At 63.9% G+C, this 22,449-nt stretch carries 21 protein-coding genes and 1 tRNA gene; 9 read left to right on the plus strand and 13 right to left on the minus strand.

Annotated elements, in window-relative coordinates; all coding sequences use genetic code 11:
* Positions 1-80 precede the first annotated feature (80 nt).
* Both FURADRAFT_RS11650 and FURADRAFT_RS11655 read left to right on the plus strand, forming a co-directional pair.
* A complete protein-coding gene (locus tag FURADRAFT_RS11650; RefSeq protein ID WP_008954356.1) occupies positions 81-1,352 on the plus strand; it encodes a YeaH/YhbH family protein in 1,272 nt (423 codons plus the stop codon).
* Between the two features lie 31 nt (positions 1,353-1,383).
* Complete coding sequence (locus FURADRAFT_RS11655) at positions 1,384-2,907, plus strand: SpoVR family protein (protein WP_008954357.1); 1,524 nt, start codon at positions 1,384-1,386, stop codon at positions 2,905-2,907.
* A gap of 181 nt (positions 2,908-3,088) precedes the next feature.
* Here the strand turns inward: FURADRAFT_RS11655 and dapB are convergent, their stop codons facing one another.
* Positions 3,089-3,889 (minus strand): 4-hydroxy-tetrahydrodipicolinate reductase, encoded by an 801-nt coding sequence (gene dapB, locus FURADRAFT_RS11660; protein ID WP_008954358.1) that lies wholly within the window; start codon positions 3,887-3,889, stop codon positions 3,089-3,091.
* Positions 3,890-3,891: 2 nt separating this feature from the next.
* Complete coding sequence (locus tag FURADRAFT_RS11665) at positions 3,892-4,278, minus strand: outer membrane protein assembly factor BamE (RefSeq protein WP_008954359.1); 387 nt, start codon at positions 4,276-4,278, stop codon at positions 3,892-3,894.
* A 95-nt stretch (positions 4,279-4,373) separates the two neighbouring features.
* Between FURADRAFT_RS11665 and fur the strand changes: the two genes are divergently transcribed.
* The 3 genes from fur to FURADRAFT_RS11680 are packed head-to-tail and all read left to right on the plus strand — an operon-like array spanning position 4,374 to position 6,217.
* A complete protein-coding gene (gene fur, locus FURADRAFT_RS11670) occupies positions 4,374-4,799 on the plus strand; it encodes a ferric iron uptake transcriptional regulator (protein ID WP_040652867.1) in 426 nt (141 codons plus the stop codon).
* A 7-nt stretch (positions 4,800-4,806) separates the two neighbouring features.
* Positions 4,807-5,508, plus strand: a complete 702-nt coding sequence (gene aat / locus FURADRAFT_RS11675; protein WP_008954361.1) for a leucyl/phenylalanyl-tRNA--protein transferase — start codon at positions 4,807-4,809, stop codon at positions 5,506-5,508.
* Positions 5,495-6,217 (plus strand): arginyltransferase, encoded by a 723-nt coding sequence (locus FURADRAFT_RS11680; protein WP_008954362.1) that lies wholly within the window; start codon positions 5,495-5,497, stop codon positions 6,215-6,217. The genes aat and FURADRAFT_RS11680 overlap by 14 nt, the downstream gene beginning before the upstream one ends.
* Before the next feature lie 65 nt (positions 6,218-6,282).
* On the opposite strand, the gene FURADRAFT_RS11685 is transcribed toward FURADRAFT_RS11680, so the two are convergent.
* From FURADRAFT_RS11685 to rluC, 8 genes are all read right to left on the minus strand, one after another.
* Entirely contained in the window at positions 6,283-6,750 is a 468-nt protein-coding gene (locus tag FURADRAFT_RS11685) for an outer membrane lipoprotein (RefSeq protein ID WP_236261579.1), read from the minus strand.
* Between the two features lie 20 nt (positions 6,751-6,770).
* A complete protein-coding gene (locus tag FURADRAFT_RS11690) occupies positions 6,771-7,811 on the minus strand; it encodes a quinone-dependent dihydroorotate dehydrogenase (protein ID WP_008954364.1) in 1,041 nt (346 codons plus the stop codon).
* Between the two features lie 61 nt (positions 7,812-7,872).
* The gene (locus FURADRAFT_RS11695; protein ID WP_008954365.1) at positions 7,873-8,463 is read right to left on the minus strand and encodes a malonic semialdehyde reductase; all 591 of its coding nucleotides are present in this window, start codon (positions 8,461-8,463) and stop codon (positions 7,873-7,875) included.
* Positions 8,464-8,484: 21 nt separating this feature from the next.
* Positions 8,485-9,300, minus strand: a complete 816-nt coding sequence (motD, locus tag FURADRAFT_RS11700) for a flagellar motor protein MotD (RefSeq protein WP_008954366.1) — start codon at positions 9,298-9,300, stop codon at positions 8,485-8,487.
* A gap of 20 nt (positions 9,301-9,320) precedes the next feature.
* The gene (locus FURADRAFT_RS11705; RefSeq protein WP_008954367.1) at positions 9,321-10,259 is read right to left on the minus strand and encodes a S49 family peptidase; all 939 of its coding nucleotides are present in this window, start codon (positions 10,257-10,259) and stop codon (positions 9,321-9,323) included.
* Positions 10,249-10,638, minus strand: coding sequence for a Rieske (2Fe-2S) protein (locus tag FURADRAFT_RS11710; protein ID WP_008954368.1), 390 nt, complete (start codon positions 10,636-10,638; stop codon positions 10,249-10,251). Before FURADRAFT_RS11710 ends, FURADRAFT_RS11705 begins: the two co-directional genes overlap by 11 nt.
* Positions 10,614-11,273, minus strand: coding sequence for an HAD family hydrolase (locus FURADRAFT_RS11715; protein WP_008954369.1), 660 nt, complete (start codon positions 11,271-11,273; stop codon positions 10,614-10,616). The genes FURADRAFT_RS11710 and FURADRAFT_RS11715 overlap by 25 nt, the downstream gene beginning before the upstream one ends.
* Positions 11,266-12,198 (minus strand): 23S rRNA pseudouridine(955/2504/2580) synthase RluC, encoded by a 933-nt coding sequence (gene rluC / locus FURADRAFT_RS11720; protein WP_008954370.1) that lies wholly within the window; start codon positions 12,196-12,198, stop codon positions 11,266-11,268. Before rluC ends, FURADRAFT_RS11715 begins: the two co-directional genes overlap by 8 nt.
* Before the next feature lie 527 nt (positions 12,199-12,725).
* On the opposite strand from rluC, the gene FURADRAFT_RS11725 reads away from it, so the two are divergent.
* From FURADRAFT_RS11725 to FURADRAFT_RS11740, 4 genes are all read left to right on the plus strand, one after another.
* Positions 12,726-15,734, plus strand: a complete 3,009-nt coding sequence (locus FURADRAFT_RS11725) for an Rne/Rng family ribonuclease (protein ID WP_008954371.1) — start codon at positions 12,726-12,728, stop codon at positions 15,732-15,734.
* 81 nt (positions 15,735-15,815) lie between these two features.
* Positions 15,816-15,891: transfer RNA gene (locus tag FURADRAFT_RS11730), tRNA-Asn, on the plus strand.
* Between the two features lie 442 nt (positions 15,892-16,333).
* Positions 16,334-17,164, plus strand: coding sequence for a flagellin N-terminal helical domain-containing protein (locus FURADRAFT_RS11735; RefSeq protein ID WP_008954372.1), 831 nt, complete (start codon positions 16,334-16,336; stop codon positions 17,162-17,164).
* Between the two features lie 135 nt (positions 17,165-17,299).
* Positions 17,300-18,295 carry a hypothetical protein gene (locus FURADRAFT_RS11740; protein ID WP_008954373.1) on the plus strand — a complete coding sequence of 332 codons (996 nt, stop codon included), beginning with the start codon at positions 17,300-17,302 and terminating at the stop codon, positions 18,293-18,295.
* 148 nt (positions 18,296-18,443) lie between these two features.
* On the opposite strand, the gene FURADRAFT_RS11745 is transcribed toward FURADRAFT_RS11740, so the two are convergent.
* The 3 genes from FURADRAFT_RS11745 to fliR are packed head-to-tail and all read right to left on the minus strand — an operon-like array spanning position 18,444 to position 22,445.
* Positions 18,444-20,534 carry a flagellar biosynthesis protein FlhA gene (locus FURADRAFT_RS11745; protein ID WP_008954374.1) on the minus strand — a complete coding sequence of 697 codons (2,091 nt, stop codon included), beginning with the start codon at positions 20,532-20,534 and terminating at the stop codon, positions 18,444-18,446.
* On the minus strand, positions 20,531-21,673 hold the full coding sequence (locus FURADRAFT_RS11750) for an EscU/YscU/HrcU family type III secretion system export apparatus switch protein (RefSeq protein ID WP_008954375.1): 1,143 nt from the start codon (positions 21,671-21,673) through the stop codon (positions 20,531-20,533). Before FURADRAFT_RS11750 ends, FURADRAFT_RS11745 begins: the two co-directional genes overlap by 4 nt.
* Positions 21,666-22,445 (minus strand): flagellar biosynthetic protein FliR, encoded by a 780-nt coding sequence (gene fliR / locus FURADRAFT_RS11755; protein ID WP_008954376.1) that lies wholly within the window; start codon positions 22,443-22,445, stop codon positions 21,666-21,668. The genes FURADRAFT_RS11750 and fliR overlap by 8 nt, the downstream gene beginning before the upstream one ends.
* Positions 22,446-22,449: the final 4 nt, after the last annotated feature.

Genomic DNA, 22,449 nt, shown 5'->3' on the forward strand with positions numbered 1-22,449 from the left:
TTTCTGGCCGGGGCTCCGGTCCCGGCCAGGCGTCAGCGGCAAGGTACTCGCCTTGTCGAACCGGGATTGCAGAGGTGGCTATGGCTCACATCATTGATCGTCGTCTGAACGGCAAGAACAAGTCCGCGGTAAACCGCGAACGGTTCCTGCGCCGTTTCAAGGCCCAAATCAAGGAAGCCGTCTCCAAGGCCATCAAGGGGCGGAGCATCACCGATATCGACAGCGGTGAGAAGGTTTCCATTCCAGTAAAGGATGTCTCCGAGCCGGTATTTCATCATGGCAAGGGGGGCGTCACCGAGAATGTTCATCCGGGGAACGAGGAATTCATCAAGGGTGATCGCTTCAACCGGCCGCAGGGCGGGGCCGGAGGAGGGGGAGGCAAGGCCAGCCAGGATGGCGAGGGGGAGGATGACTTTGCCTTCGAACTGTCTCGCGAAGAATTCATGAACGTCTTCTTCGAGGATCTGGCGCTGCCCAACCTGGTCAAGACCCAGCTCATGGGGATTGAGGAAATGAAGTCCGTGCGTGCCGGCTATACCAGCGACGGCACGCCAACCAACATCAGTATCGTCCGTTCGCTGCGCGGTGCCTTGGCGCGTCGTGTGGCACTGTCCGCCCCCACTCTGTCTGAACTCAATGAGGTCGAGGAGGATCTGGATACCCTGCTCGAATCCGATGACGAGCATGACATCGAGGTCCGGGAGAAACGTAAGCGTATCCACATGCTGCGTGAGCGGCTCGCCAGCATTCCCTTCATCGACCCTTTCGATTTGCGCTACAACAACCGCGTCAGGCAGCCGAAACCGACCAGCCAAGCGGTGATGTTCTGCATCATGGACGTATCAGGCTCCATGGACGAAGCCAAGAAGGACATGGCCAAGCGTTTCTTCATCCTGCTCTATCTGTTTTTGCAACGGAATTACGAGAAGATCGAGGTCGTGTTCATCCGGCATCATACCAGTGCCGTCGAGGTCAACGAGCACGATTTCTTCCATTCGCGCGAATCGGGTGGCACCGTGGTGTCGTCAGCACTCCACCTGATGAAGGAGATCGTCTACAAGCGCTACAACAGCAGCGAGTGGAACATCTACGTGGCGCAAGCGTCGGACGGCGACAATTGGGACAGCGATTCGGCGAATTGCGCCCAAATCCTGAGTGAGTCGCTCCTGCCGTTGTGTCAGTACTACGCGTATGTCGAGATCACCGAAAGCGAGCCACAGAACCTCTGGTACGAGTACCTCAAGGTCAAGGAACGCTGCAAGCACTTCGCCATGCAGCGCATCCACTCTACGGCGGACATCTACCCGGTGTTCCGGGAAATTTTCAAGCGTCAGCCCGCTACCCGTGCCTGACTAGGCCAAGCCGACTTTGCGGAGGTGCAGCATGACACCCATTTCGACTGGTTCCGAATGGACCTTCGACCTGCTCGACGAGTACGAGCGTGCGATTCGCGAGATCGCCGTCAAGGAGTATGGGCTGGATGTCTATCCGGTTCAGCTAGAAGTCATTTCCGCCGAACAAATGATGGATGCCTACTCATCAGTCGGCATGCCGGTGAATTACCATCACTGGTCTTTCGGCAAGCATTTCGTTTCCACCGAAAAGAGCTACAAGCGCGGCCACATGGGGCTGGCCTACGAAATCGTGATCAATTCCAACCCCTGTATCGCCTATCTCATGGAGGAGAACTCCATGACCATGCAGGCACTGGTGATTGCGCATGCTGCCTTCGGCCACAATTCGTTCTTCAAGGGCAACTACCTGTTCCGCACCTGGACCGATGCCTCGGCCATTATCGACTACCTGGTGTTCGCCAAGAGCTACATCGCACGTTGCGAGGAGCGCTACGGCATCGACGCCGTGGAGGAGTTGCTCGATTCCTGCCATGCCCTGATGAATTATGGTGTGGATCGCTACAAGCGGCCGCAAAAGCTGTCGCTGGCCAAGGAACAAGCCCGGCAGGAGGAGCGGGAGCAGTACCTGCAGATGCAGGTCAACGATCTGTGGCGCACCATCCCGCGGCCGGCCAAGAGCGGTGGCGAGCATGAACCGGTGCGCTTCCCGTCCGAACCGCAGGAGAACCTGCTGTACTTCATCGAGAAGTCGGCTCCGCTCTTGGAGCCGTGGCAACGCGAAATCGTACGCATCGTACGCAAGGTAGCCCAGTATTTCTATCCGCAGCGCCAGACTCAGGTGATGAACGAAGGCTGGGCCACGTTCTGGCACTACACCATCATGAATCGTCTGTTTGCCAAGGGTCTGGTCACCGATGGCGCCATGATGGAATTCCTGCAGTCGCATACCAACGTTGTCTATCAGCCTCCTGTCACGGCGCGCTGGTACAACGGCATCAATCCGTATGCATTGGGTTTTGCCATGTATCAGGACATCAAGCGTATTTGTGAGGAACCAACCGAAGAAGATCGACTATGGTTCCCCGATATCGCCGGCAGCAACTGGCAGCAGACGCTCGATTTCGCCATGAAGAACTTCAAGGATGAAAGCTTCGTCTCGCAATACCTGTCACCCAAGCTGATCCGCGATTTCCGCTTCTTCTCCATTCGTGACGATGACCGCGACAGCACCTTGCTGGTGTCGGCTATTCACGACGACGAGGGCTATCGTGACGTGCGGCAGAAGTTGTCGGAACAGTACAACCTAGGATCACGTGAACCCAATATACAGGTATGGTCGGTCAACGTACGCGGTGACCGTGGCCTGACGCTACGGCACACGATGCATCGTCGTCGGCCGCTGGAGGCCGGGAGCGCTCACGAGGTGCTGAAGCATGTTGCGCGTCTGTGGGGGTTCGATGTTCGGCTGGAGAGCGTCAACGAAGCCGGGGAGGTGGAGCAGACCTTTGAGGTGAAGCATCTGCCCGAGCAGCTGTCATTGCAGTCGGCTTGATCCGGCGGGGCAGATTGGATGGTGGCGAGGTACGGCCAGGGAATGAAGGTTGGCCGAACAGTATGGAGCCGTGTCCTTGGCGCGGGCGACCGAGGTAGGTGGTCAGGCCAGGTGTGAAGCGATGGAGTGGTGATTCGCCGTTATAAAGAAGAGGAGGGGCCTGCCCCTCCTCTTTTTCGTGTCAGCGCAGGCCCAAGACGTCTTGCATGTCGAACAGGCCGGTCGGCTTGGCGGACAGCCATTTGGCTGCACGCACGGCGCCGTTGGCGAAGGTGGCACGGCTGGATGCCTTGTGGGTGATCTCCACGCGTTCGCCATTGGTGGCAAACAAGGCGGTGTGGTCACCGACTACATCGCCGGCACGCACCGTGGCAAAGCCAATGGTCTTGGCATCGCGTTCGCCGGTGACGCCTTCGCGGCCGTAGACGGCACACTCCTTCAGGTCGCGGCCCAGCGCGTTGGCGATCACTTCGCCCATGCGCAACGCCGTTCCGGATGGGGCATCCACCTTGTGGCGGTGGTGGGCTTCGATGATTTCGATATCGTAGTCCTCTGCCAGAACTCGCGAAGCGATGTCGAGCAGTTTGAACGTCAGGTTTACGCCAACACTGAAGTTCGGCGCGAACACGATGCCGATCTTTTCCGAGGCCTGGCGGATGGCTTCCTTGCCGGCCTCATCGAAGCCGGTGGTGCCGATGATCAGCTTCACGTTGTGCGCGACACAGCTGGCCATGTAGTGAAGTGTGCCTTCCGGCCGGGTGAAGTCGATGACGACGTCGGCGCCTTGCAGCGCGGCATCGAAGTCGGGGGTGACTTTGATGCCAGTGGCCTGGCCGAGGAACAGGCCGGCATCCTGGCCGATGAAATCGGAACCCGGCCGCTCCACGGCGGCGTGCAGCTGCAAGCCCTCGGTCGCCAGTACCGATTCGATCAGCGTACGCCCCATGCGGCCGCTGGCGCCTACGATCACTACATTCATCATGGTTATTGTGCCTTCGATTGCTGAGCGGGGGCCGAGGCATCGGCAGGGAGAATGGCGCGTTCAGCCGGCAGGGCTTCGCCCTCCACGCGCGTCATGGCGTCGCCGTCGAAGAACACCGTCAGCAGCTTGTCCTCTGCCGGTTTGCCCGCTCGTACCAGGCGATATTTGTAATCCCAGCGATTGCTATGGAAGGCATCGGTCAGGAGCGGTGTGCCCAGCAGGAAGCGGACCTGGCTGCGGGTCATGCCGGGCTTGAGTTTTGCGACGGCATCCTGTGTGACGTAATTCCCTTGAGGGATGTCCATTTGGTAAGGGGTGAACCAACTCATCGGGTTCAGAGAACTGCAGCCGGACAGGACGATGGCGGCGGCAATAATCAGGACGCGCATGTGACTCCGCTCAGGTAGAATTTATGGGATGGTAATTAGGCAAAGCCGCGAAAAGGCTTTATCATGGTTTTTGGACCACCTACATTTATATCATGATGAGTAAAGCCAGTCACCTTAAAGATATTGGTCTGAAAGCGACCGGTCCCCGCCTGAAAATTCTGGATTTGTTCGAAACCAGCGAGTCGCGCCACCTGTCGGCAGAAGACGTTTACCGCCGCCTCATCGCCGAGAATATCGATGTTGGCCTCGCCACCATCTATCGTGTCCTGACCCAGTTCGAACAGGCCGGTATTCTGGTGCGCCACCATTTCGAAACCGGCAAGGCGGTGTACGAATTGAACGAGGGCGGCCATCATGACCACATGGTGTGCGTCAAATGCGGCAAGGTCGTGGAGTTCTTCGATCCCGAAATCGAGGCGCTGCAGGATCGTATTGCAGAGCAGCACGGCTTCCACATCGTCGATCATGCCCTCTACATGTATGGCGAATGCCCTGAGTGCGCCGGCACTAAAAAACCCTGATTGACCCATGGTCCCCTGGCTCAACCGTGAGCTGGCTTTCCCCAGCGTCGAGAATGCCCTGATCGAGCCGGATGGTTTGCTGGCTGCGGGAGGGGATCTTTCGCCCGCGCGGCTGGTGCTGGGGTATAGCCAGGGAATCTTCCCCTGGTTTTCACCGGGGGAACCGATTCTCTGGTGGTCTCCTTCCGAGCGCATGGTGCTGTTTCCGTCCGAGTTGCGCATCACCCGGTCCCTGGCCAAAACACTGCGCAACCACCCTTATGAAATCCGGGTCGATACCGCCTTTCGCGAGGTCATGAAAGCCTGTGCGGCACCGCGTGATGGTCAGCCCGGCACCTGGATCGGCCCGGGAATGGTCGATGCCTACTGTCACCTGCATGAGCTGGGGCTGGCCCATTCCTTCGAAACCTGGCAGCAAGGGGTGCTGGTGGGCGGTTTGTATGGTGTGGCGCTGGGGCGGATGTTTTATGGCGAGTCGATGTTCTCCCGCGTCAGCAATGCCTCCAAGCTGGCTTTTGTGCATATGTCCCGGCACCTGCAGAACTGCGGTTTCGCCATGATCGACTGCCAGATGTACACCCCGCATCTGGCCAGCCTGGGTGCCCGGCGTATACCGCGGCACGAGTTTCTTGCTACGCTGAAAGAACTGGTGGGGCTTTCCGCCCCCGAAGGCATGTGGTCATACAGGTATAGCAATGAGTCACCGTGATGCCGGCCCGTTGATGGCCATCCATTTCTACGCCACGGCGCCGTATCCGTGCAGTTACATCCCCGATCTGCAGGCTCGCTCGCAGGTGGCGATACCGGCGGAAGCCATCGATAGCGCCGTCTACAGCCAACTGGTGCGGCTGGGGTTCCGGCGCAGCGGGCATTACACCTACCGGCCTTATTGCGACGGCTGCAAGGCCTGCCAGCCTGTACGTATCCCTGTGGCGGCTTTTACATCCAACCGGACCCAGCGGCGTGCCTGGAAAAGACACGACAGTTTGGCCGTGGAGCTATTGCCGCTGCTGTACCGGGAGGAGCATTACGACTTGTACCGGCGTTATCAGGCGGCACGCCATGCCGGTGGCGGCATGTCCGAGGACGATTCGAGCCAGTACGCCGAGTTCATCCTGAAAAGCAATGTGGAGAGTTTCCTTGCCGAGTTCCGCCAGGACGGGGTATTGAAAATGGTGAGCCTGATCGACCGGCTGAGCGACGGCCTGTCGGCGGTGTATACCTTCTACGAGCCGGACGATGTACGTGCCAGCTATGGGGTCTACAACGTGTTGTGGCAGGTGCAGTTGGCAAGCCGGCTGGGGTTGCCTTACGTCTACCTGGGGTACTGGATCGAGGGGTGCCGCAAGATGGATTACAAGTCGGCGTATCGTCCTTTGGAAAGGCTGCGGGACGGGCGTTGGGAGCCATTCTGCTGAGAGGGAAGCGAAGAAAAGGGGCCGGTCTGGCCCCTTTGTCGTCTGTCCTGTCAGCCGGACGTGGCTTAGAGCGGTGCCACGCGATCATTGCCACCACCGGTCAGCACCTTGACGCGTTGTCCCGGGGCAAAGGGGATGTCGGCTTCCTGAACGATCGACAGCATGCGGCCGGAACGGTCGAGCTTGACGGTGATTTCGAGTGCATTCTTGGTGCCGAGGTTGCGCTGTGCGGCCTGGGTGCCAAAGCCGCCAGCCAGTGCGCCGACGATGGTGCCGGCGGCGGCCCCGCGCCCTTGGCCGATGGTGCTGCCGGCAATGCCGCCCAGCGCCGCGCCACCCAGGGTCAGAAGCTCGTTGTTGTTGCCTTCCATCATCACGTTCTGCACCGAGACCACCGTGCCAAATTCCACGTTCTGGGCCTGGCGCATCTGTCCCTTGGAGTAAACCGCGGCCGAGTCCGACGTGGCGCAGCCAGCCAGGGTGCCAGTGACTAGGGCCGCCGCGACGAGAGTTCGCAGAGCAGATTTCAGCATGTTCATTTCCTTGCGATGGATCATTTGCCAGAGTCCAGTTGGCGGCGTGCTTTCAACGCTTGCAGCACCTCGCCGACCAGGTCCGGGCCACGATAGATCAGGCCACTGTAGAGTTGCACCAGTGTGGCGCCGGCATCCATCTTTTCGGCGGCGCCCTCACCGGAGTCGATGCCTCCCACTCCTATGATGGGCAGGGCGCCGTCGAGTTCCTTGGCCAGTTTGCGGATCAGGGCGGTGGAGCGCTCGCGCACCGGGGCGCCGGACAGGCCGCCTGCTTCGTCCGCCATGGGGTGCCCGGCGATCTCGCTGCGCGACAGCGTGGTGTTGGTGGCGATGACGCCGTCGATCTTGTGCCCGGTGAGCAGGCGGGCGATGGCGACGATCTGCTCGTCATCGAGATCCGGGGCGATTTTCACGGCCAGCGGTACGTAGCGGCCATGCTTGTCGGCCAGTTCCTGCTGGCGCACCTTGAGGCTGGCCAGCAGGGCCGACAGCTCGTCCGCCTGCTGCAGTTGGCGCAGGTTCTTGGTGTTGGGCGAAGAAATGTTGACCGTGATGTAGCTGGAGTAGGCGTAGACCTTGTCGAGGCAAGCGAGGTAGTCGTCGACCGCGGATTCGATAGGGGTGGTGGCATTCTTGCCGATATTGATGCCGAGGATGCCCTTGAAGCGGCAGTTGCGCACATTCTCCAGCAATGCATCGACGCCCAGGTTGTTGAACCCCATGCGATTGATGATGCCCTGGTGCTCGGGAACGCGGAACAGGCGCGGCTTAGGGTTGCCGGCCTGTGGTCGCGGCGTGACGGTGCCGATTTCCAGAAAGCCAAAGCCGAGTCCGGCCAGGGCGTCGATGTGCTCCCCGTTCTTGTCGAGGCCCGCCGCCAGCCCCACCGGATTGGGGAAGGTCAGGCCCATGGCCTGCACCGGCAGCCGTGTGGTGCTCTGGCCCAGAATGCTGTCCAGGTGGAGCTGGTGCGCCTTGTCGAGCAGCTTCAGGGTGGTTTCGTGGGCGGTTTCTGCGTCTAGCTTGAACAGAAGAGGGCGCAGAAGCGAGTAGAGCATGCGGGTCTCCGGGTAGGAAAATGCCCGGATTATAACCGGGCGGGCTGGGTTGGCCGAAGCCTTATGCGATCAAGCAGGCTTCTTCGAAGCGGAAACGCGGGGCTCGGGCGTGCAATTTATTGGCCTCGCCGTAGCCGAGATTGATCAGGAAGTTCGATTTGAAGCGACCGTCCGGGAAGAATTCGGCGTCGACCTTGGCGTTGTCGAAGCCGGACATCGGGCCGCAGTCGAGCCCGAGCGAGCGAGCCGCCATGATCAGGTAGGCTCCTTGCAGGGTGCTGTTGCGGAAGGCGGTGGTCTGGATCAGTGCCTCGTTGCCCTCGAACCAGCTGCGTGCGTCGGTGTGCGGGAACAGCTGTGGCAGGTGCTCGTAGAAACGGGTGTCCATCGCCACGATGACCGTGGCGGGTGCCGCCATGGTCTTGTCGACGTTGCCTTCCGACAGGCAGGGCTTGAGGCGCTGCTTGGCGTCGGCGCTCTTCACGAACACGAAGCGCGCTGGCGAGCAATTGGCGCTGGTCGGCGCCATCTTCAGCAGATCAAACAGCTGATGCAAGGTGTCGTCGCCGACCGGCCGTGGCTGCCAATGCGTGTGGGTGCGCGCATTGTTAAACAGTTGATCCAGGGCGGTATTGCTGATCGGGGTGCTCATGGGCGTTCCTCTTGCATGTCGTCAGTTAGGGTTGGCATGTGGGGTGGCGGCGGCATCGAGCGACTCCACCGCCAAGGGCTTGCTGTCCTCGGCGGTGACGGAGCGCACCGTGATCGACACCCGGCGGTTGCTGGCCCGTCCTTCCTCGCTGGTGTTATCCGCCACGGGCAGGTTCTCGGCACGGCCGACCGCCACCAGGCGGGCCGGTGCGATGCCGTTCTCGACAAACAGCCGCACCACGCTGCCGGCCCGTGCCGCCGACAGTTCCCAGTTGGACGGGTAGAACGTGTTGCGGATCGGGATGTTGTCGGTGAAGCCTTCGACGGTGATCGGGTTGTCGACCTGGGACAGCACTTTCGCCATCTGTGCCAGCACCTGCAGCGACTGTGGCGCGGGCTGTGCCTGGGCGATGGGGAACAAGGCGCTGTCGCGGATCTCGATGGTGACGCCTTTCGGGCTCTGGGTAATCTTGACCTGCCCGCCTTTGACCAGGGGCTCCATCACTTTCTGCAGGTCGCTGGCGAGGCTGCCCAGCCGGGCCTGTTCCTTGAGTTGCTGCTCGCCCTTGACCGCCTTGGCCACCGGCTTGTTCTGCGCCACTTCGATCATGGTATTGGCGCCGCCGGTGGGGGGGGTGGTCTGCAAGCTGATCGTCGTGCCGGTGCGGAAGGCGTCGACGATGGCGCTCGACAGGACCCGGTACTTCCCTTCGTTGACCGAAGAGATGGCGTACATCACCACGAAGAAGGCGAACAGCAGGGTGATGAAATCGGCGTAGGAAACCAGCCACCGTTCATGATTTTCATGTTCGTCTTCGCTGCGTCGCCGGCGTGCCATGGTATCCGTTTGCTCAGAAATCAGAAAAAGCGGGGGTCGAACAGGCCTTTGACCCCGCTGCTGAACTCGACGCCCAGGCGGCGCGCGAAACGGCTGGGGAAGGTGTCCTCCGGGGTGTAGTCGACGGTCTTTTCAGACTTGATGACGTCGCGCGCCACGCTGTGCACCGTGCCGTAGCCGTCGGCCAGGCCCAGCGGGATGCTCTTGGTCCCCAGCCAGATCAGGCCACTGAACAGCTCTGGGTCGTTGTGCAGGCGGGCGCCGCGCCCGTCCTTCACCGCCGAGATGAATTGCTGGTGGATGTCATCCAGCAATTGCTGGCGAATGGCTTCCTGCTTGGGGTTGAGCGGCGAGAACGGGTCGCCCATCGCCTTGTTTTCCCCCGAGGTCTTCAAGCGGCGCTCGACCCCCAGTTTCTCCATCACCCCGGTAAAGCCGAAACCGTCCGACAAAACGCCGATCGAGCCGATGATGCTGGCCTTGTCGACGAAAATCTTGTCCGCGGCGGCGGCGATGTAGTAGCAGCCGGAAGCGCACACTTCCTCGACCACGACGTAGAGCGGGATGGCCGGATGCAGTTTCTTCTGGCGGCGGATTTCGTCGTAGACCATGCCCGACAGCACCGGGCTGCCGCCCGGGCTGTTGGCCTGGATGATGATGCCGCGGGTGTTCTTGTCGCGGTAGGCGTCGTTCAGGCCGGTGATCAGCTTCTCGGCGGTATCGTTGTCGCTGTCGATGACGCCTTTGAGCTGCAGCGTGGCGGTGTGACCGTCACCGATCAGTCGCTCGCCCGGTACCTCGTCCTTGGTGTAGAACAGGCCGAAAACCGCGGCGCCGATGATGACGAGCCAGGCTAGCCGGAAAAAGATTTTCCACTGGCGGGTGCGGCGCTGTTCCACCAGCGAGGCCATGGCCAGCTTTTCCAGCAGCTGGCGTTCCCATTGCGGGTTATCGTTCACCGTTTTTCTCCGTGTCGCCGCGTGCGGCGGCGGTTACACAAAACACCTGGCCGTCTTGCTCGCTGACGTTGATGGGGGTCAGGCGCTGGCCGCGGCAGGGGCCGCCGACACACAGGCCGCTGTCCGGTAGGTAGAGCGCGCCGTGCATGCTGCACACCAGGTAATGCCCGGTCAGGTCGAAGACCTCGCCATCGGTGAGGTCGAGCTCGACCGGAATATGACGACAGCTGTTATGGTAAGCGAAAACCCGGCCCTGGTAGCGAAAGACCAGCGCACTGACCGGCTGGCCGTTGGCGTCGGTGGTCTCGAAGCGCACCGCCTTGCCGCTGTCGGCCAGGTCGGCGGAGGCGCAGATCAGCCGATTTGCGGTTTCAGCCATTGCAGCAGGCTCCGGAAGTCGTCGAACAGGGCCAGCGGCTGGCACTCCAGTAGCGCGGCGACTGGATGGGCGCCGTAGCTCATGCCCACCTTCTGGGCGCCGGCGTTCTGCGCCATCAAGAGGTCGTGCGTGGTGTCGCCCACCATCAGGGTGCGCGCGGGGTCGACGCCGAGCTCGTCAGTCAGTTCCAGCAGCATGGCCGGATGTGGCTTGGAGTGGCACTCGTCCGCCGTGCGGCTGGCATGGAACAGCGTGCCCAGCCCGGTTTCGGTCAGCGCCCGGTCGAGGCCCTTGCGGCTTTTGCCGGTGGCTACTGCAAGGAAGAGGCCACTTTGCTGCAGTTCGGCCAACCCTTCTTGCACGTGTTCGAACAATTCTATCGTAGCGTCCCCGTTCAGATAATGCTGCCGATAGGCGTCCACCATGTCCTCGAAGCGCTCCTCCGGCAGGCTGGGGCAGACGTGACGCAAGGCATCCCCCAGGCCAAGGCCGATGACATGGCTGGCCGCGCTGCGGTCCGGCACCGGCAAGCCCAGATCGGCACAGGCCTTCTGGATCGAGGTGGCGATGTGGGCGGTCGAGTCCATCAGGGTGCCGTCCCAATCGAATACGATTAGATCAAACGTTTTATTCATGCTGCCTCAGACTGTCGAGGAAGTGGGCGAGTTCGGGCGGAAGCGGGGCCTGGAAGCTGAGCGGCTCGCCGGTCAGCGGATGCGGCAAGGATAGCGAGGCGGCATGCAGGAACATGCGGCGCAGGCCGCGCCGGCCCAGCTCTCGGTTGAGGGCCGCGTCGCCGTACTTGTCGTCGCCGGCGATGGGGTGGCCGCTGGCCGCCATGTGCACCCGAATCTGGTGCGTGCGGCCGGTGCGCAGGCGCGCCTCGACCAGGGTGAAGTCGGCAAAGCGTTCCTGCACCTTGAAAATGGTATGGGCGCTCTGGCCGTTGTCGGCGACGCGCACGCGACGCTCGCCCTCGGCGTTGGTGAACTTGAAGAGCGGCAGCTTGACGTGCTTGTCGTCCTGCCAGCGTCCCACGCCCAGCGCCAGGTAGCGCTTGTCCGGCGTGCTCGAGCGCATCATGTCGTGCAGCTTGAGCAGGGCCGAGCGCTTCTTGGCCAGCATCAGGAGGCCCGAAGTCTCGCGGTCGAGCCGGTGCACCAACTCGAGGAAACGGTACTCCGGGTAGGCCTTGCGCAACTGTTCGATGACGCCGAACGAGACGCCGCTGCCGCCGTGCACCGCGATGCCGGCCGGCTTGTCGATGACCAGCAGGGCATTGTCTTCGTAGATCACGGGGAAGGTCGTGGCCGGAGCGTCGTTCTCCTGCCGTTCCGCCACGCGCACCGGGGGGAGGCGGATCTGGTCGTCGGCCTGCAAACGGTAGGCCGCGTCGATGCGGCCCTTGTTCACGCGCACTTCGCCGGAGCGCAGGATGCGGTAAATATGGCTCTTCGGCACGCCCTTGAGCAGGCGAACCAGGAAATTGTCGATGCGCTGGCCGGACTCGGCCTCGCCCACCGTGTAGAAGGTTACAGAGTCTTTGCGAATATCAGTCATATTGCTTATACTTCTTGCGCCTCGACACGTTATTTTGCAACGCATCGCTGGCGAATCCGGAAGCAAGGGTCATGGGTTTAGCGCCTGATGACGCTGCTGCGGGGAAAGAGTTCGGCCGGCAGGGTGTTCCCCTGACCTGACGCCGGATGAACCGGCCGCAGCCAAAGGTTAAGTCGCTCACCGAAAAGTAGCGATGGTAATGCATTTGATCGCATAACGCACTCACGAGCATTCCATTCCCTGATGCAAAGCCAGTCAGGGAATCCCGCAGCAAAGTTTGACCCGGCACGAGCGCCCCTGCCCGGCGACATCCCAGAAGCCAATGCCAAGGATGCCGACCGTACCCACTGTATGACAATGCATGCGCGGGCGTCGTTCGTGTGAGAGAAAATCAGGAAGTCGGCTTGTTAAATCCGTTTTTCATGCTCTTTAGACCACTACTTCTTTCGGAAAGCGCCCATTTCTAGCCACTGGGCCGTCAAATACTGGCTGCGTCCTTGCGTGAGTGCCGCGCAGGGAACGTATACATGAAACGTATGCTGTTTAACGCAACGCAAGCCGAAGAGCTGCGCGTTGCCATTGTCGATGGGCAGAAGCTCATCGATCTGGATATCGAAACGGTCGGAAAAGAACAGCGCAAGGGGAACATCTACAAAGGTGTGATCACCCGCATCGAGCCTTCGCTCGAGGCCTGCTTCGTCGATTACGGCACCGACCGTCACGGTTTCCTGCCCTTCAAGGAAGTTTCCCGTTCCTATTTCCAGAACTACGAAGGTGGCCGTCCGCGCATTCAGGACGTGCTGCGTGAAGGCATGGAAGTGATGGTGCAGGTCGAGAAGGACGAGCGCGGCAACAAGGGCGCGGCCTTGACGACCTACATCAGCCTGGCCGGTCGCTATCTGGTATTGATGCCCAACAACCCGCGCGGCGGCGGCGTTTCGCGCCGCATCGAGGGCGAGGAGCGGCAGGAACTGAAGGATCTACTGGCGCAGCTGGAAGTGCCGCAGGGGATGAGCCTGATCGCGCGCACCGCCGGCATCGGCCGTACCTTCGAAGAGCTGCAGTGGGACCTCAATTACCTGCTGCAACTGTGGCGCGCCATCGAAGGCGCCGCCGGCGCCCAGAGCGGTCCGCTGCTGATCCTGCAGGAGGGCAGCCTGGTGATTCGCGCCATCCGCGACTACTACCAGCCGGACATCGGCGAAATCCTCATCGATACCGAGGAAATCCACGAGCAGGCGCGCCAGTTTATGGCGCACGTGATGCCGAACACCATCAACCGGGTCAAGCTGTACCAGGACCCGGTGCCGCTGTTCTCGCGCTTCCAGATCGAACACCAGATCGAAACCGCCTTCTCGCGCAGCGTGCAGCTGCCGTCCGGCGGCGCCATCGTGATCGACCATACCGAGGCGCTGGTGTCGGTGGACGTCAACTCGGCGCGCGCCACCAAGGGCGCGGACATCGAGGAGACGGCGCTCAAGACCAACCTTGAAGCGGCCGAGGAGATCGCCCGCCAGCTGCGCTTGCGCGACCTGGGTGGTCTGATCGTGATCGACTTCATCGACATGGAGATCCAGAAGAACCAGCGCGAGGTGGAAAACCGCCTGCGCGACGTGCTCAAGCACGACCGCGCCCGCGTGCAGATGGGCAAGCTGTCGCGCTTCGGCCTTCTGGAACTGTCGCGTCAGCGCCTGCAGCCGAGCCTGGGCGAGACCAGCCACGAGCCGTGCCCGCGTTGCCATGGCATCGGCTTCATCCGCGGCACCGAGTCCTCCGCGCTGCACATCCTGCGCATCATCCAGGAAGAGGCGATGAAGGAGAACACCGGTGCGGTGCATGCCCAGGTGCCGGTGGACGTCGCCACCTTCCTGCTCAACGAGAAGCGTGCCGAAATCTATTCGATCGAAGAGCGCCTCGATGTCAGCGTGGTGCTGATTCCGAACATCCATCTGGAAACCCCGCATTACAAGATCGTGCGCGTGCGTCACGACGACATGAGCGAACTGGGCGATCTGCCGAGCTACAGCCGTGTCGAAATCCAGGAAGAAGAAGGCACGGCCAACTTCGGCCAGGCCAAGCCCAAGATCGAACGTCAGGAAGCTGCGGTCAAGGGGATTACCCCGTTGCAGCCGGCTCCGGAAGTGGCCGCACCGGTGGCCCCGGTTGAGCAACCGGTTGCCGCTGCCGCCGCGCCGGTGCAGAGCGCGGGCCTGATCGAACGCCTGGTGGGCTGGTTCAAGTCGGTGCTGGCACCGGCAGAGCCGGCCAAGCCGGCGCCGGTGGAAGTCAAGAAGGAGCCGGTGCGCGAACAGCGCAACCCGCGTTCCCGCCAGGGCGATCGCCGTCATGGCAACCAGGTGCGTCGTGACCGTGACGAGCGCCGTCAGGGTGGTGCGCAGCAGGAAGATCGTCGCCGTCCGGCGGCGCCGGCCGAGGCACGTGGCGAGGCTGGCCAGGAGCCGCAAGCGCGTCAGGAGCGTGCACCGCGCCGCGAGCGTGCCGAGCGAGGCGAACGCGCCGAACGCGGAGAGCGTCGTGAACCGCGCGAACCGCGTGAGGCACGCGAGACCCCGCGTCCGCAGCCGCAGGCTGCCGAGGACAAGGCGCCGCAGTCGCCGCGTCAGCAGGAACCGCGTCGTCGCCCGACCCCGCAGGTCAGCGAAGTGGAGCAGGTCAAGGAGCCGGTCGAGCAGGCTAATCTGGAGGAAGTGAAGTCGGCCGAGATGGTGCCGGCGGTTGCCGAGGAGGGCGGCGAGACCGCGGAGCGCGGCGAGCGTCGTCGCCGTCGTGGCCGTCGCGACCGTAACCGTCGTGAAGGTATCGAGGCACAGCGTGACGGCACCTTGCAGCAACCGACCGAGGCCGAGGGCGAGGTCGTGGCGGAAGCCGTCGTGCCCACCGAGGCGGCCGTGACGGAAGCGGTTCAGGTTGCCGAGGCCCCGCAAGTGGCCGAGCCGGCGGTTGTCGCTGCTGACGAGGTGCCGGTAGCGAAGGCGGCCGAGGTCGTGGTCGCTGCCGAAGCCGCGACCGAGGTGGCGGTGGAAGCGGTTGCCGCAGAGGCGGTTGTCGAGGCGCCCGTGGCGGCGGTCGAACCGACGGTAGCGGAAGCGCCGGTCGCCGAACCGGTACAGCCGGAGGTGGCCGAAGTCGCCGAACCTGAAGTGGCGGCACCGGTCGTCGTCGCGGCGGAGGTGCTGACGCCTGCCGTGGCGGTCGAGCCGGTCCAGGTCGTCGAAGCGCCTGCCGAAGCGGTGGCCGAGGTAGCGGCGGAGCCGATTGCGGCACCGTCGAGCCAGGAGCCGCTGGCCGAGGTTGTTGCCGTCGCGGTGGAGACGGCCGCTCCGGTTATCGCTGCTGCGCCTGCAGCGATCGACCTGGGTGGTCTGGTGATGGTCAGCACCAAGCCGACGGCCGAGGCGCAGCCTCAGCCGCTGGTCGAGCCGGTGGTGACGGGGGTGCGCCGTCGTGAAGCGGTGCGCGAGTCGCTCGAGTCCGGCGCCCCGGTGGAGCTGGTGCAGGTGGAGACCCGGCACTGAGGTAGAAAAAATCGTTCGAGGTGACTCGACGGTGTTGACGAAGAGGGGAGTTTTGTTTATGATCCTTTCCTCTTCAGATGTTCCCTGATAGCTCAGTTGGTAGAGCGACGGACTGTTAATCCGCAGGTCGCAGGTTCGAGCCCTGCTCGGGGAGCCAAAGTATTTCCAAGGACGCCGGCTGCAAAGCCGGCGTCCTTTTGTTTTTGTCCCTTCACTATTGTCTTACGTGCTAACCGTCGCGCCGGCGTCGGTGCCATATGGCGTTGCCATGTACTGCGGGCACGACTCTCTCCTTTCCATCGTTTTGCCAGCGTTGCCCGGCCGTTGCGGTCGATCCGGGGAGGGGGCGCCTGCCCGTTTGGGTTTTCGGATGGCGTCGCCTGGTCGTGACGCTTCTGGGTGAGGATCGCCGTGCCTGGTTCCAGATAGGGCATGGTGGCTTGGGTTTGGGTGGTGGCATCGGGAAGCGGCGCCTCGGCGTGTTGGCGGGGTGTGATTTTTCACACTCACCGAGGTTTAATGTGCCCGCTGGTTTGGTCGCTTTGTACTGGTGACGGCGATGACGCCGGTCCCGATTAGCCCAAAAGGAGCACTAAACCATGCTGAGCCTGCAAACCAACGCCGCCGCCCTGTTCACCAAGAGCAACCTGAACGCCAGCCAGAGCGCCCTGACCACCGCGATGACCCGCCTGGGTACCGGTTTCCGCATCAACTCGGCCATGGACGACGCCGCCGGCCTGCAGATCGCCACCCGTCTGGACGCCCAGAGCCGTGGCATGACCGTGGCGATGAAGAACGCCCAGAACGGCATCAGCATGCTGCAGACCGCCGATGGCGCCCTGGGTGAAGTGTCCAACATCATGCTGCGCATGAAGGACCTCGCCACCGAAGCGGCCAACGGCACCGCCAGCGCCGCCGACCAGACCGCGGCCCAGGCTGAATTCGCTCAGTTGGGCAACGAACTGACCAACATCATGAGCAACACCAAGTTCGGCGGCACCGCCTTGCTGGCTGGCGGCAAGCTGGGCACCGGCCCGGTCACCTTCCAGATCGGTTCCTCCGCCAGCGAAACCTACGCCTTCGATGCCTCCACTCAGATGGGCACCTTCGCCACGTCGATGGCCGCGCTGCAGGCCGGCGACCTGACCACCGGTGCCAACGCCGCGATCACCCTGGCCGAGACCGCGCTGAATGATCTGGGCACGGTGCGTTCGGCCATCGGCGCCGGCGCCAACCGTCTGGACCACGTCTACAACAACCTGTCCAACGTCAACAACAACACCCAGATCGCCAAGGGCCGCATCATGGACACCGACTACGCTGCCGAGACCGCGTCGATGACCACCAAGCAGATGCTGATGCAGGCCGGCACCGGCATGCTGAAGCAGAGCGGCACCATCGGCCAGCTGGCCATGTCGCTGATGCAGTAAGGTACAGGGAGGATGGGGAGGGCCGGAGCGGCCTTGTCCCGTCGGGAGCGTGCGATGGGTTTCGCGACGCTCCCTTCCTACGGTGTCCAGGCCAGCCGCTTTTGTGCGGCTGGCCTTTTTCATTGGGGTTGACCGATGGTGGAACGTATTGCGGCGCTGTCGCCAGTGGCAGCGGTGGGGCGCAGTGCCGCCGCCCAGAGCGGGCGCCCGCCGGTGGCCGGTGAAGAGCTGCGGCTGACTCTCGCCACGCGGCGGAGCGACGGAACGCTGGAGCTGCAGGGCGCGGACGTGACATGGTTGCTGCCGGGGTGGCCGCTGCCCGGAGAGGTTCCGCCGCCGGGCAGCGAGTTGCGCTTGCTGGTGCGCGCGGTGACGCCACGCCTGGAACTGGTGTGGCTGGATGCCCCCCCAGGGGTTGCCGCGACACCGGAGGAGGGCGCTGCGGCTCCGGCCTGGCAGAGGGATCAGGCGAGCTGGCCACGGCTGACCCCCGAGCGCCCGGATGCGGCGAAGTTGGGGGGCGATTGGCGTGAGGCCTTGCTGGGCAAGCTGGCCGTCAGCGCGGCGCGCTTCCGGCAGGAAGGCGGCAGCCATCTGTCCGGCGCCTTGCTGCTGGCCGCGCCGCAACTGGCGCTGGCCGGGTTGCGGGGGCAAACGTTGGCCGAAGCCCCGTTGCCGCTGACCCTGCCGCTGTGGTTGTGGGGCGGGCCGGTGCTGGCCTTGAGTGTGGAAGACGCCGTGCCGGGGCAGGACGAGGCGTCCGATGACGACACGCTGGATCTGCTGCTGGAGGCGACCTTGCCGGAGGTCGGCTGGATGCGGCTGCGGCTGCGTCTACAGCCAGCGGGCGTGGTTCTGGTGTTGGTGGCGTCTGCCGCGGGCTGCCGGTGGCTGGCGGCGTGGCGCGAGCCGATTCGCCAGGCGGTGGAGCGTACCGGGCTGCATCTTGTCGCCTGCCATATCGGCGAACGGGATGTGCTGCCGGGGCTGGCGCTGGGGCGCCACGGCGTCAGCCTGCTCGAGGCGAGGCGGGTGTCGCTGGCGCTGTTTGCCGTGGCGGCGGAACTGATGTTGTTGCTCTGCCCGCCGCCGGAATCGGTGCCGGGCGGTACGCCGGTCGGGCTGGTTTAGGGGGCGATGTGCTGCACCCAGCCTATGTTTCTGTGGGGAAGGCTAGTTCGCTGCTGTCGGCTTGTCGGGAGGCGCGCGTGGGGTTGCGCTGCACTGCACCCCTCTAACGTTTTAGCCCCCATCCTGCGTTTCTTCCCCTCTGTACCGTTCAGCCCAGCGTGCCGATCAGGCTGACTTCGCGGTTTTCCGGCACTTCGTTGTAGGACAGCACGTTGAGGCCGGGAGCGAACAGCCGGCCGTAGCGCGCCAGGAGCGGGCGGATCTGCGGCATCACCAGCAGGATCGGCGCGGTGGCGTGCTGTTTCATCTGGTCGCGGATGATCGGCATGTTGACCTGCAGCTGCTGCAGCACGTTGGGGTCGATCGGGAAGCTGTCGAGCGCCGGCTTGCCGGTCTGCTGCGCCTGCGACAGTGCGCCCAGCAGCAGGTTTTCCAGCTCGGCGGTGAGGTTGAACGCCTTCATCTCGCCGCGCGGGCCGAGGATGCCCTGCACGATCTGGCGCTTGAGCGCGCTGCGCACCTCGGCGGCGAGCATGATCGGGTCCTTGCTGGTGTCGGCGGCTTCGACCAGGGTGGTGGCGATCGGCACGATGTCCTTGAGCGACACGGTGTCGGTCAAGAGGGCGCGGAAGACCTTGAGTTGCTGGCTGGGCCCCAGCGCCTGGGTCAGCGCCTGGGCGAGCTTGGGGGCCAGCGCCGACAGCCGCTCGCCCAGCGCGGCGACGTCGTCGTGGCGGAACAGCTCGGCCAGGTTTTCGCGCATCACCTTGTTGAGGTGGGTGGCGATCACGCTGGGGCAGTCCACCACCTGGTAGCCCAGCCCCAGCGCGCGCGCCTTGTCGTCCGGCGCGATCCAGGTCACCGGCATGGCGTAGGCCGGGTCGATGCCGGGGAGGCCGTCGAGCTGGCCGTACACCTCGGGCGAGGGAATGGCCATCAGGCGGTCGGCGTAGACCTCGGCTTCGGCCAACGTCGCCCCGTTGATGGCGATGGCGTACTGCGAGGGCTTGAGGCGCAGGTCGTCGCGCACCGTCACCGCCGGTAACAGGACGCCCATGCTCTCGCTCAGGGTCTGGCGCACGCCCTTGACGCGCTTGCTGAGCGGCGCGCCCTGCGCCTTGTCGATCAGCCCGACCAGCTTGTAGCCCAGCGTCAGCGACAGCACCTCGACGTAGGGCAGGGCGTTCCATTCCAGCTCGATTTCGCCGTCGGCCAGCAGCGCCTGGTGGACCTTGGCCGGGTCGGCCGCGGCCGGGGCATGCTCGCCCGCGCGGCGCAGGCGCCAGCCGACGAAGGCGAGCAGGGCGGCGAAGGCGAGGAAGGTCGGCCAGGGCATGCCGGGGATGATGGCCAGCACGAACATCATGCCGGCGGCGGACAGCAGCACCGTGGGCGAGGCCAACAGCTGCGAGCCGACCTGCTCCTGCATGTCGCCCGAGTCGCTGACGCGGGTGACGATGATGGCGGCGGCGGACGACAGCAACAGCGCCGGGATCTGCGCCACCAGGCCGTCGCCGATGGTCATCAGCGCGTACTGGCGGAAGGCGTCGGCGAAGCCCATGTCGTGCATCAGGGCGCCGATCGCCACGCCGCCGAACAGGTTGATGATCAGGATCAGGATGCCGGCGATGGCGTCGCCGCGCACGAACTTGGAGGCGCCGTCCATGGCGCCGTAGAAGTCGGCTTCGGTGGCGATGTCGCGGCGGCGCTGCTGCGCGGCTTCCTGGTTGATGACGCCGGCGTTGAGGTCGGCGTCGATCGCCATCTGCTTGCCGGGCAGGGCGTCGAGCGTGAAGCGCGCCGACACCTCCGAGATGCGCTCGGCGCCCTTGGTGACCACCACGAAGTTGATGATCATCAGGATCACGAACACCACCAGGCCGACCACGAAGTTGCCGCCGATCACGACGTGGCCGAAGGCCTCGATCACCCGGCCCGCCGCCGCTGTGCCCTGGTGGCCGTTGAGCAGCACCACGCGCGTCGAGGCGACGTTGAGCGTGAGGCGCATCAGCGTGGTGGCGAGGATGATGGTGGGGAATACCGAGAAGTCCAGCGGCCGCCTGGCCGACACGCTGACCAGGATGACGATGATCGCCAGTACGATGTTGAAGGTGAACAGGGCGTCCAGCATCAACGGCGGCAAGGGCAGGATCACCATCGCCAGGATGGCGAGCAGGTAGAGCGGCGCGGCCACCTTGTGGCGGGCGATTTCGGCGAACAGGCGGGACAGTGACTTCATGCTGGATTTCGGGGTTCGGCCAACTCGTGCGGGACCGGCAGCTCGGCCGGCAATTCCGGCCGGCTATGCCGCGAACCCGCGCGGAACGCCTTCAGTTGCAGAACATAGGTCAGCACCTGCGCCACCGCCCGGTAGAGCGGGGCGGGAATCTGCTGGTTGACCTGGGTGGTGTGGTAGACGGCGCGCGCCAGGGGCGGGATCGGCAAGACCTCCACCGCGTGCTCGGCCGCCACCTGGCGGATGTAGAGCGCCATCTCGTCGATGCCCTTGGCGATGATGAACGGTGCCTCGGCGCGGTCTTCGTCGTATTTGAGCGCCACGGCGTAGTGGCTCGGGTTGACGATCACCACGTCGGCGGTGGGTACCGACTTGCGCACGCCGCGCTGCGCCATCTGCAGTTGCAGCTGACGCACGCGCTGCTTGATCTCGGGGCGGCCTTCGGTGGTTTTGTACTCGTCCTTGATCTCCTGCTTGCTCATGCGCTGCTGGCGCAGGAACAGCAGGGTCTGCAGCGGCAGGTCGATCAGCGCGAAGGCGATGAACACCGCGGTCAGCGCCAGCAGCGCGTCCATCAGCAGGCTGGCGGCGCGGCTCAGCGCCTCGTCGAGCGGCACGCCCTGCAGCGCGAAGAAGTCCTGCGCCGCGCCGCGGCTGACGTGGTACAGCACCGCGCCCAGCACCAGCGCCTTGACGATGGACTTGGCGATGTCGCTGGCGTGCTGCGGCGAGGCGATGCGGCCGAAGTGGGCGAGCGGGTTGAGGCGGTCGAGGCGTGGCTGGAAGTGGCGGGAGGCGAATACCCAGCCCCCCGGAAACAGCGACACCGTCGCCACCAGGAGCGGAATCACCGCGAGCGGCAGGATCATCTTGACCAGCAACGTCAGCGTGCCGGAAAACAGCATCGACCAGGTGTTGCCCAGGGCGCCCTGGCCCGACAGCGTGGCGAACGACAGCGCGAACAGGCGGCGGAAGTCGTCGAGCCAGCCCGGCATCGACAGGAAGGCGAGCTTGAGCGCGACGAGCAGGCCGATGGCGCTCGCCATGTCGCGCGAGCGCGCCACCTGGCCCTGCTGGCGCGCCTGGCGCAGTTTGTGGGGAGTGGCCTTTTCGGTTTTGTCGCCGCCGCGCGTCTCAGCCATGGCCGTGCCCCAGCATGCCGTCGAGCATCTGCAGCAGCTGCCCGGACAGGCGCAGGTACTGCTCCGGCACGAAGCGCACGATCAGCCCCAGGGTGCCGAGGCCGAACAGCGTCACCACCGGGAAGCCCAGCGAGAACAGGTTGAGGGCGGGGGCGACGCGGTTGATCAGGCCGAAGCCGATCTGCACCACGAAGGTGGCGAACACCGCCGGCAGCGCCAGCAGGATGGCCGCCGCCAGCACCCAGCCGACGCTGTTGGCGAGGGTCTGTAGCGACAGCGCGTCGATGCCGCTGCCGACCGGCCAGGCCTTGAAGCTGGTGTACACCACCTGGATCAGCACCAGGTGGCCGTCCACGGCGAAGAACACCATGGCACCCAACAGGTAAAGCAGGGTGGAGACGACGTCGGAGGAGTTGCCGTTGCCGGGATCGTTCATCACCGCCATCGACAGCCCCATCTGCGACGACACCAGGAAGCCCAGCAGCGACAGCACCGCCATCACCAGCTGGAACGCCAGGCCGAAGATCAGGCCGATGATGGCCTGCTCGACGGCGACGGCGATGCCGTAGAGCGAGAACGGGTCGATCGCCGGCATGCCGCGCAGCGCCGGCAGCGATGCCACCGCCAGCGCCAGCGCGGCGCCGATGCGCACGCGCGCCGGCGTCATGCCTTCACCGCTGAGCGGGGCCACGGCGAGCGCGGCGAGGAAGCGGCAGAACGGCCACCATAGGGCCGGCAGCAGCTGGATCAGGTCGGCGAACAGGCCGGTCATGGCG

It is taken from the genome of Pseudogulbenkiania ferrooxidans 2002 (assembly GCF_000174355.1).
Taxonomy (GTDB): Bacteria; Pseudomonadota; Gammaproteobacteria; order Burkholderiales; family Chromobacteriaceae; genus Pseudogulbenkiania; species Pseudogulbenkiania ferrooxidans.

What these genes read in the sequence shown, in the direction of transcription:
- FURADRAFT_RS11650 (WP_008954356.1), top strand. Translation starts at nt 81, where the DNA reads ATGGCTCACATCATTGATCGTCGTCTGAACGGCAAGAACAAGTCCGCG.
- FURADRAFT_RS11655 (WP_008954357.1), top strand. Translation starts at nt 1,384, where the DNA reads ATGACACCCATTTCGACTGGTTCCGAATGGACCTTCGACCTGCTCGAC.
- dapB (WP_008954358.1), bottom strand. Translation starts at nt 3,889, where the DNA reads ATGATGAATGTAGTGATCGTAGGCGCCAGCGGCCGCATGGGGCGTACG.
- FURADRAFT_RS11665 (WP_008954359.1), bottom strand. Translation starts at nt 4,278, where the DNA reads ATGCGCGTCCTGATTATTGCCGCCGCCATCGTCCTGTCCGGCTGCAGT.
- fur (WP_040652867.1), top strand. Translation starts at nt 4,374, where the DNA reads ATGAGTAAAGCCAGTCACCTTAAAGATATTGGTCTGAAAGCGACCGGT.
- aat (WP_008954361.1), top strand. Translation starts at nt 4,807, where the DNA reads ATGGTCCCCTGGCTCAACCGTGAGCTGGCTTTCCCCAGCGTCGAGAAT.
- FURADRAFT_RS11680 (WP_008954362.1), top strand. Translation starts at nt 5,495, where the DNA reads ATGAGTCACCGTGATGCCGGCCCGTTGATGGCCATCCATTTCTACGCC.
- FURADRAFT_RS11685 (WP_236261579.1), bottom strand. Translation starts at nt 6,750, where the DNA reads ATGCTGAAATCTGCTCTGCGAACTCTCGTCGCGGCGGCCCTAGTCACT.
- FURADRAFT_RS11690 (WP_008954364.1), bottom strand. Translation starts at nt 7,811, where the DNA reads ATGCTCTACTCGCTTCTGCGCCCTCTTCTGTTCAAGCTAGACGCAGAA.
- FURADRAFT_RS11695 (WP_008954365.1), bottom strand. Translation starts at nt 8,463, where the DNA reads ATGAGCACCCCGATCAGCAATACCGCCCTGGATCAACTGTTTAACAAT.
- motD (WP_008954366.1), bottom strand. Translation starts at nt 9,300, where the DNA reads ATGGCACGCCGGCGACGCAGCGAAGACGAACATGAAAATCATGAACGG.
- FURADRAFT_RS11710 (WP_008954368.1), bottom strand. Translation starts at nt 10,638, where the DNA reads ATGGCTGAAACCGCAAATCGGCTGATCTGCGCCTCCGCCGACCTGGCC.
- FURADRAFT_RS11715 (WP_008954369.1), bottom strand. Translation starts at nt 11,273, where the DNA reads ATGAATAAAACGTTTGATCTAATCGTATTCGATTGGGACGGCACCCTG.
- rluC (WP_008954370.1), bottom strand. Translation starts at nt 12,198, where the DNA reads ATGACTGATATTCGCAAAGACTCTGTAACCTTCTACACGGTGGGCGAG.
- FURADRAFT_RS11725 (WP_008954371.1), top strand. Translation starts at nt 12,726, where the DNA reads ATGAAACGTATGCTGTTTAACGCAACGCAAGCCGAAGAGCTGCGCGTT.
- FURADRAFT_RS11735 (WP_008954372.1), top strand. Translation starts at nt 16,334, where the DNA reads ATGCTGAGCCTGCAAACCAACGCCGCCGCCCTGTTCACCAAGAGCAAC.
- FURADRAFT_RS11740 (WP_008954373.1), top strand. Translation starts at nt 17,300, where the DNA reads ATGGTGGAACGTATTGCGGCGCTGTCGCCAGTGGCAGCGGTGGGGCGC.
- FURADRAFT_RS11745 (WP_008954374.1), bottom strand. Translation starts at nt 20,534, where the DNA reads ATGAAGTCACTGTCCCGCCTGTTCGCCGAAATCGCCCGCCACAAGGTG.
- FURADRAFT_RS11750 (WP_008954375.1), bottom strand. Translation starts at nt 21,673, where the DNA reads ATGGCTGAGACGCGCGGCGGCGACAAAACCGAAAAGGCCACTCCCCAC.
- fliR (WP_008954376.1), bottom strand. Translation starts at nt 22,445, where the DNA reads ATGACCGGCCTGTTCGCCGACCTGATCCAGCTGCTGCCGGCCCTATGG.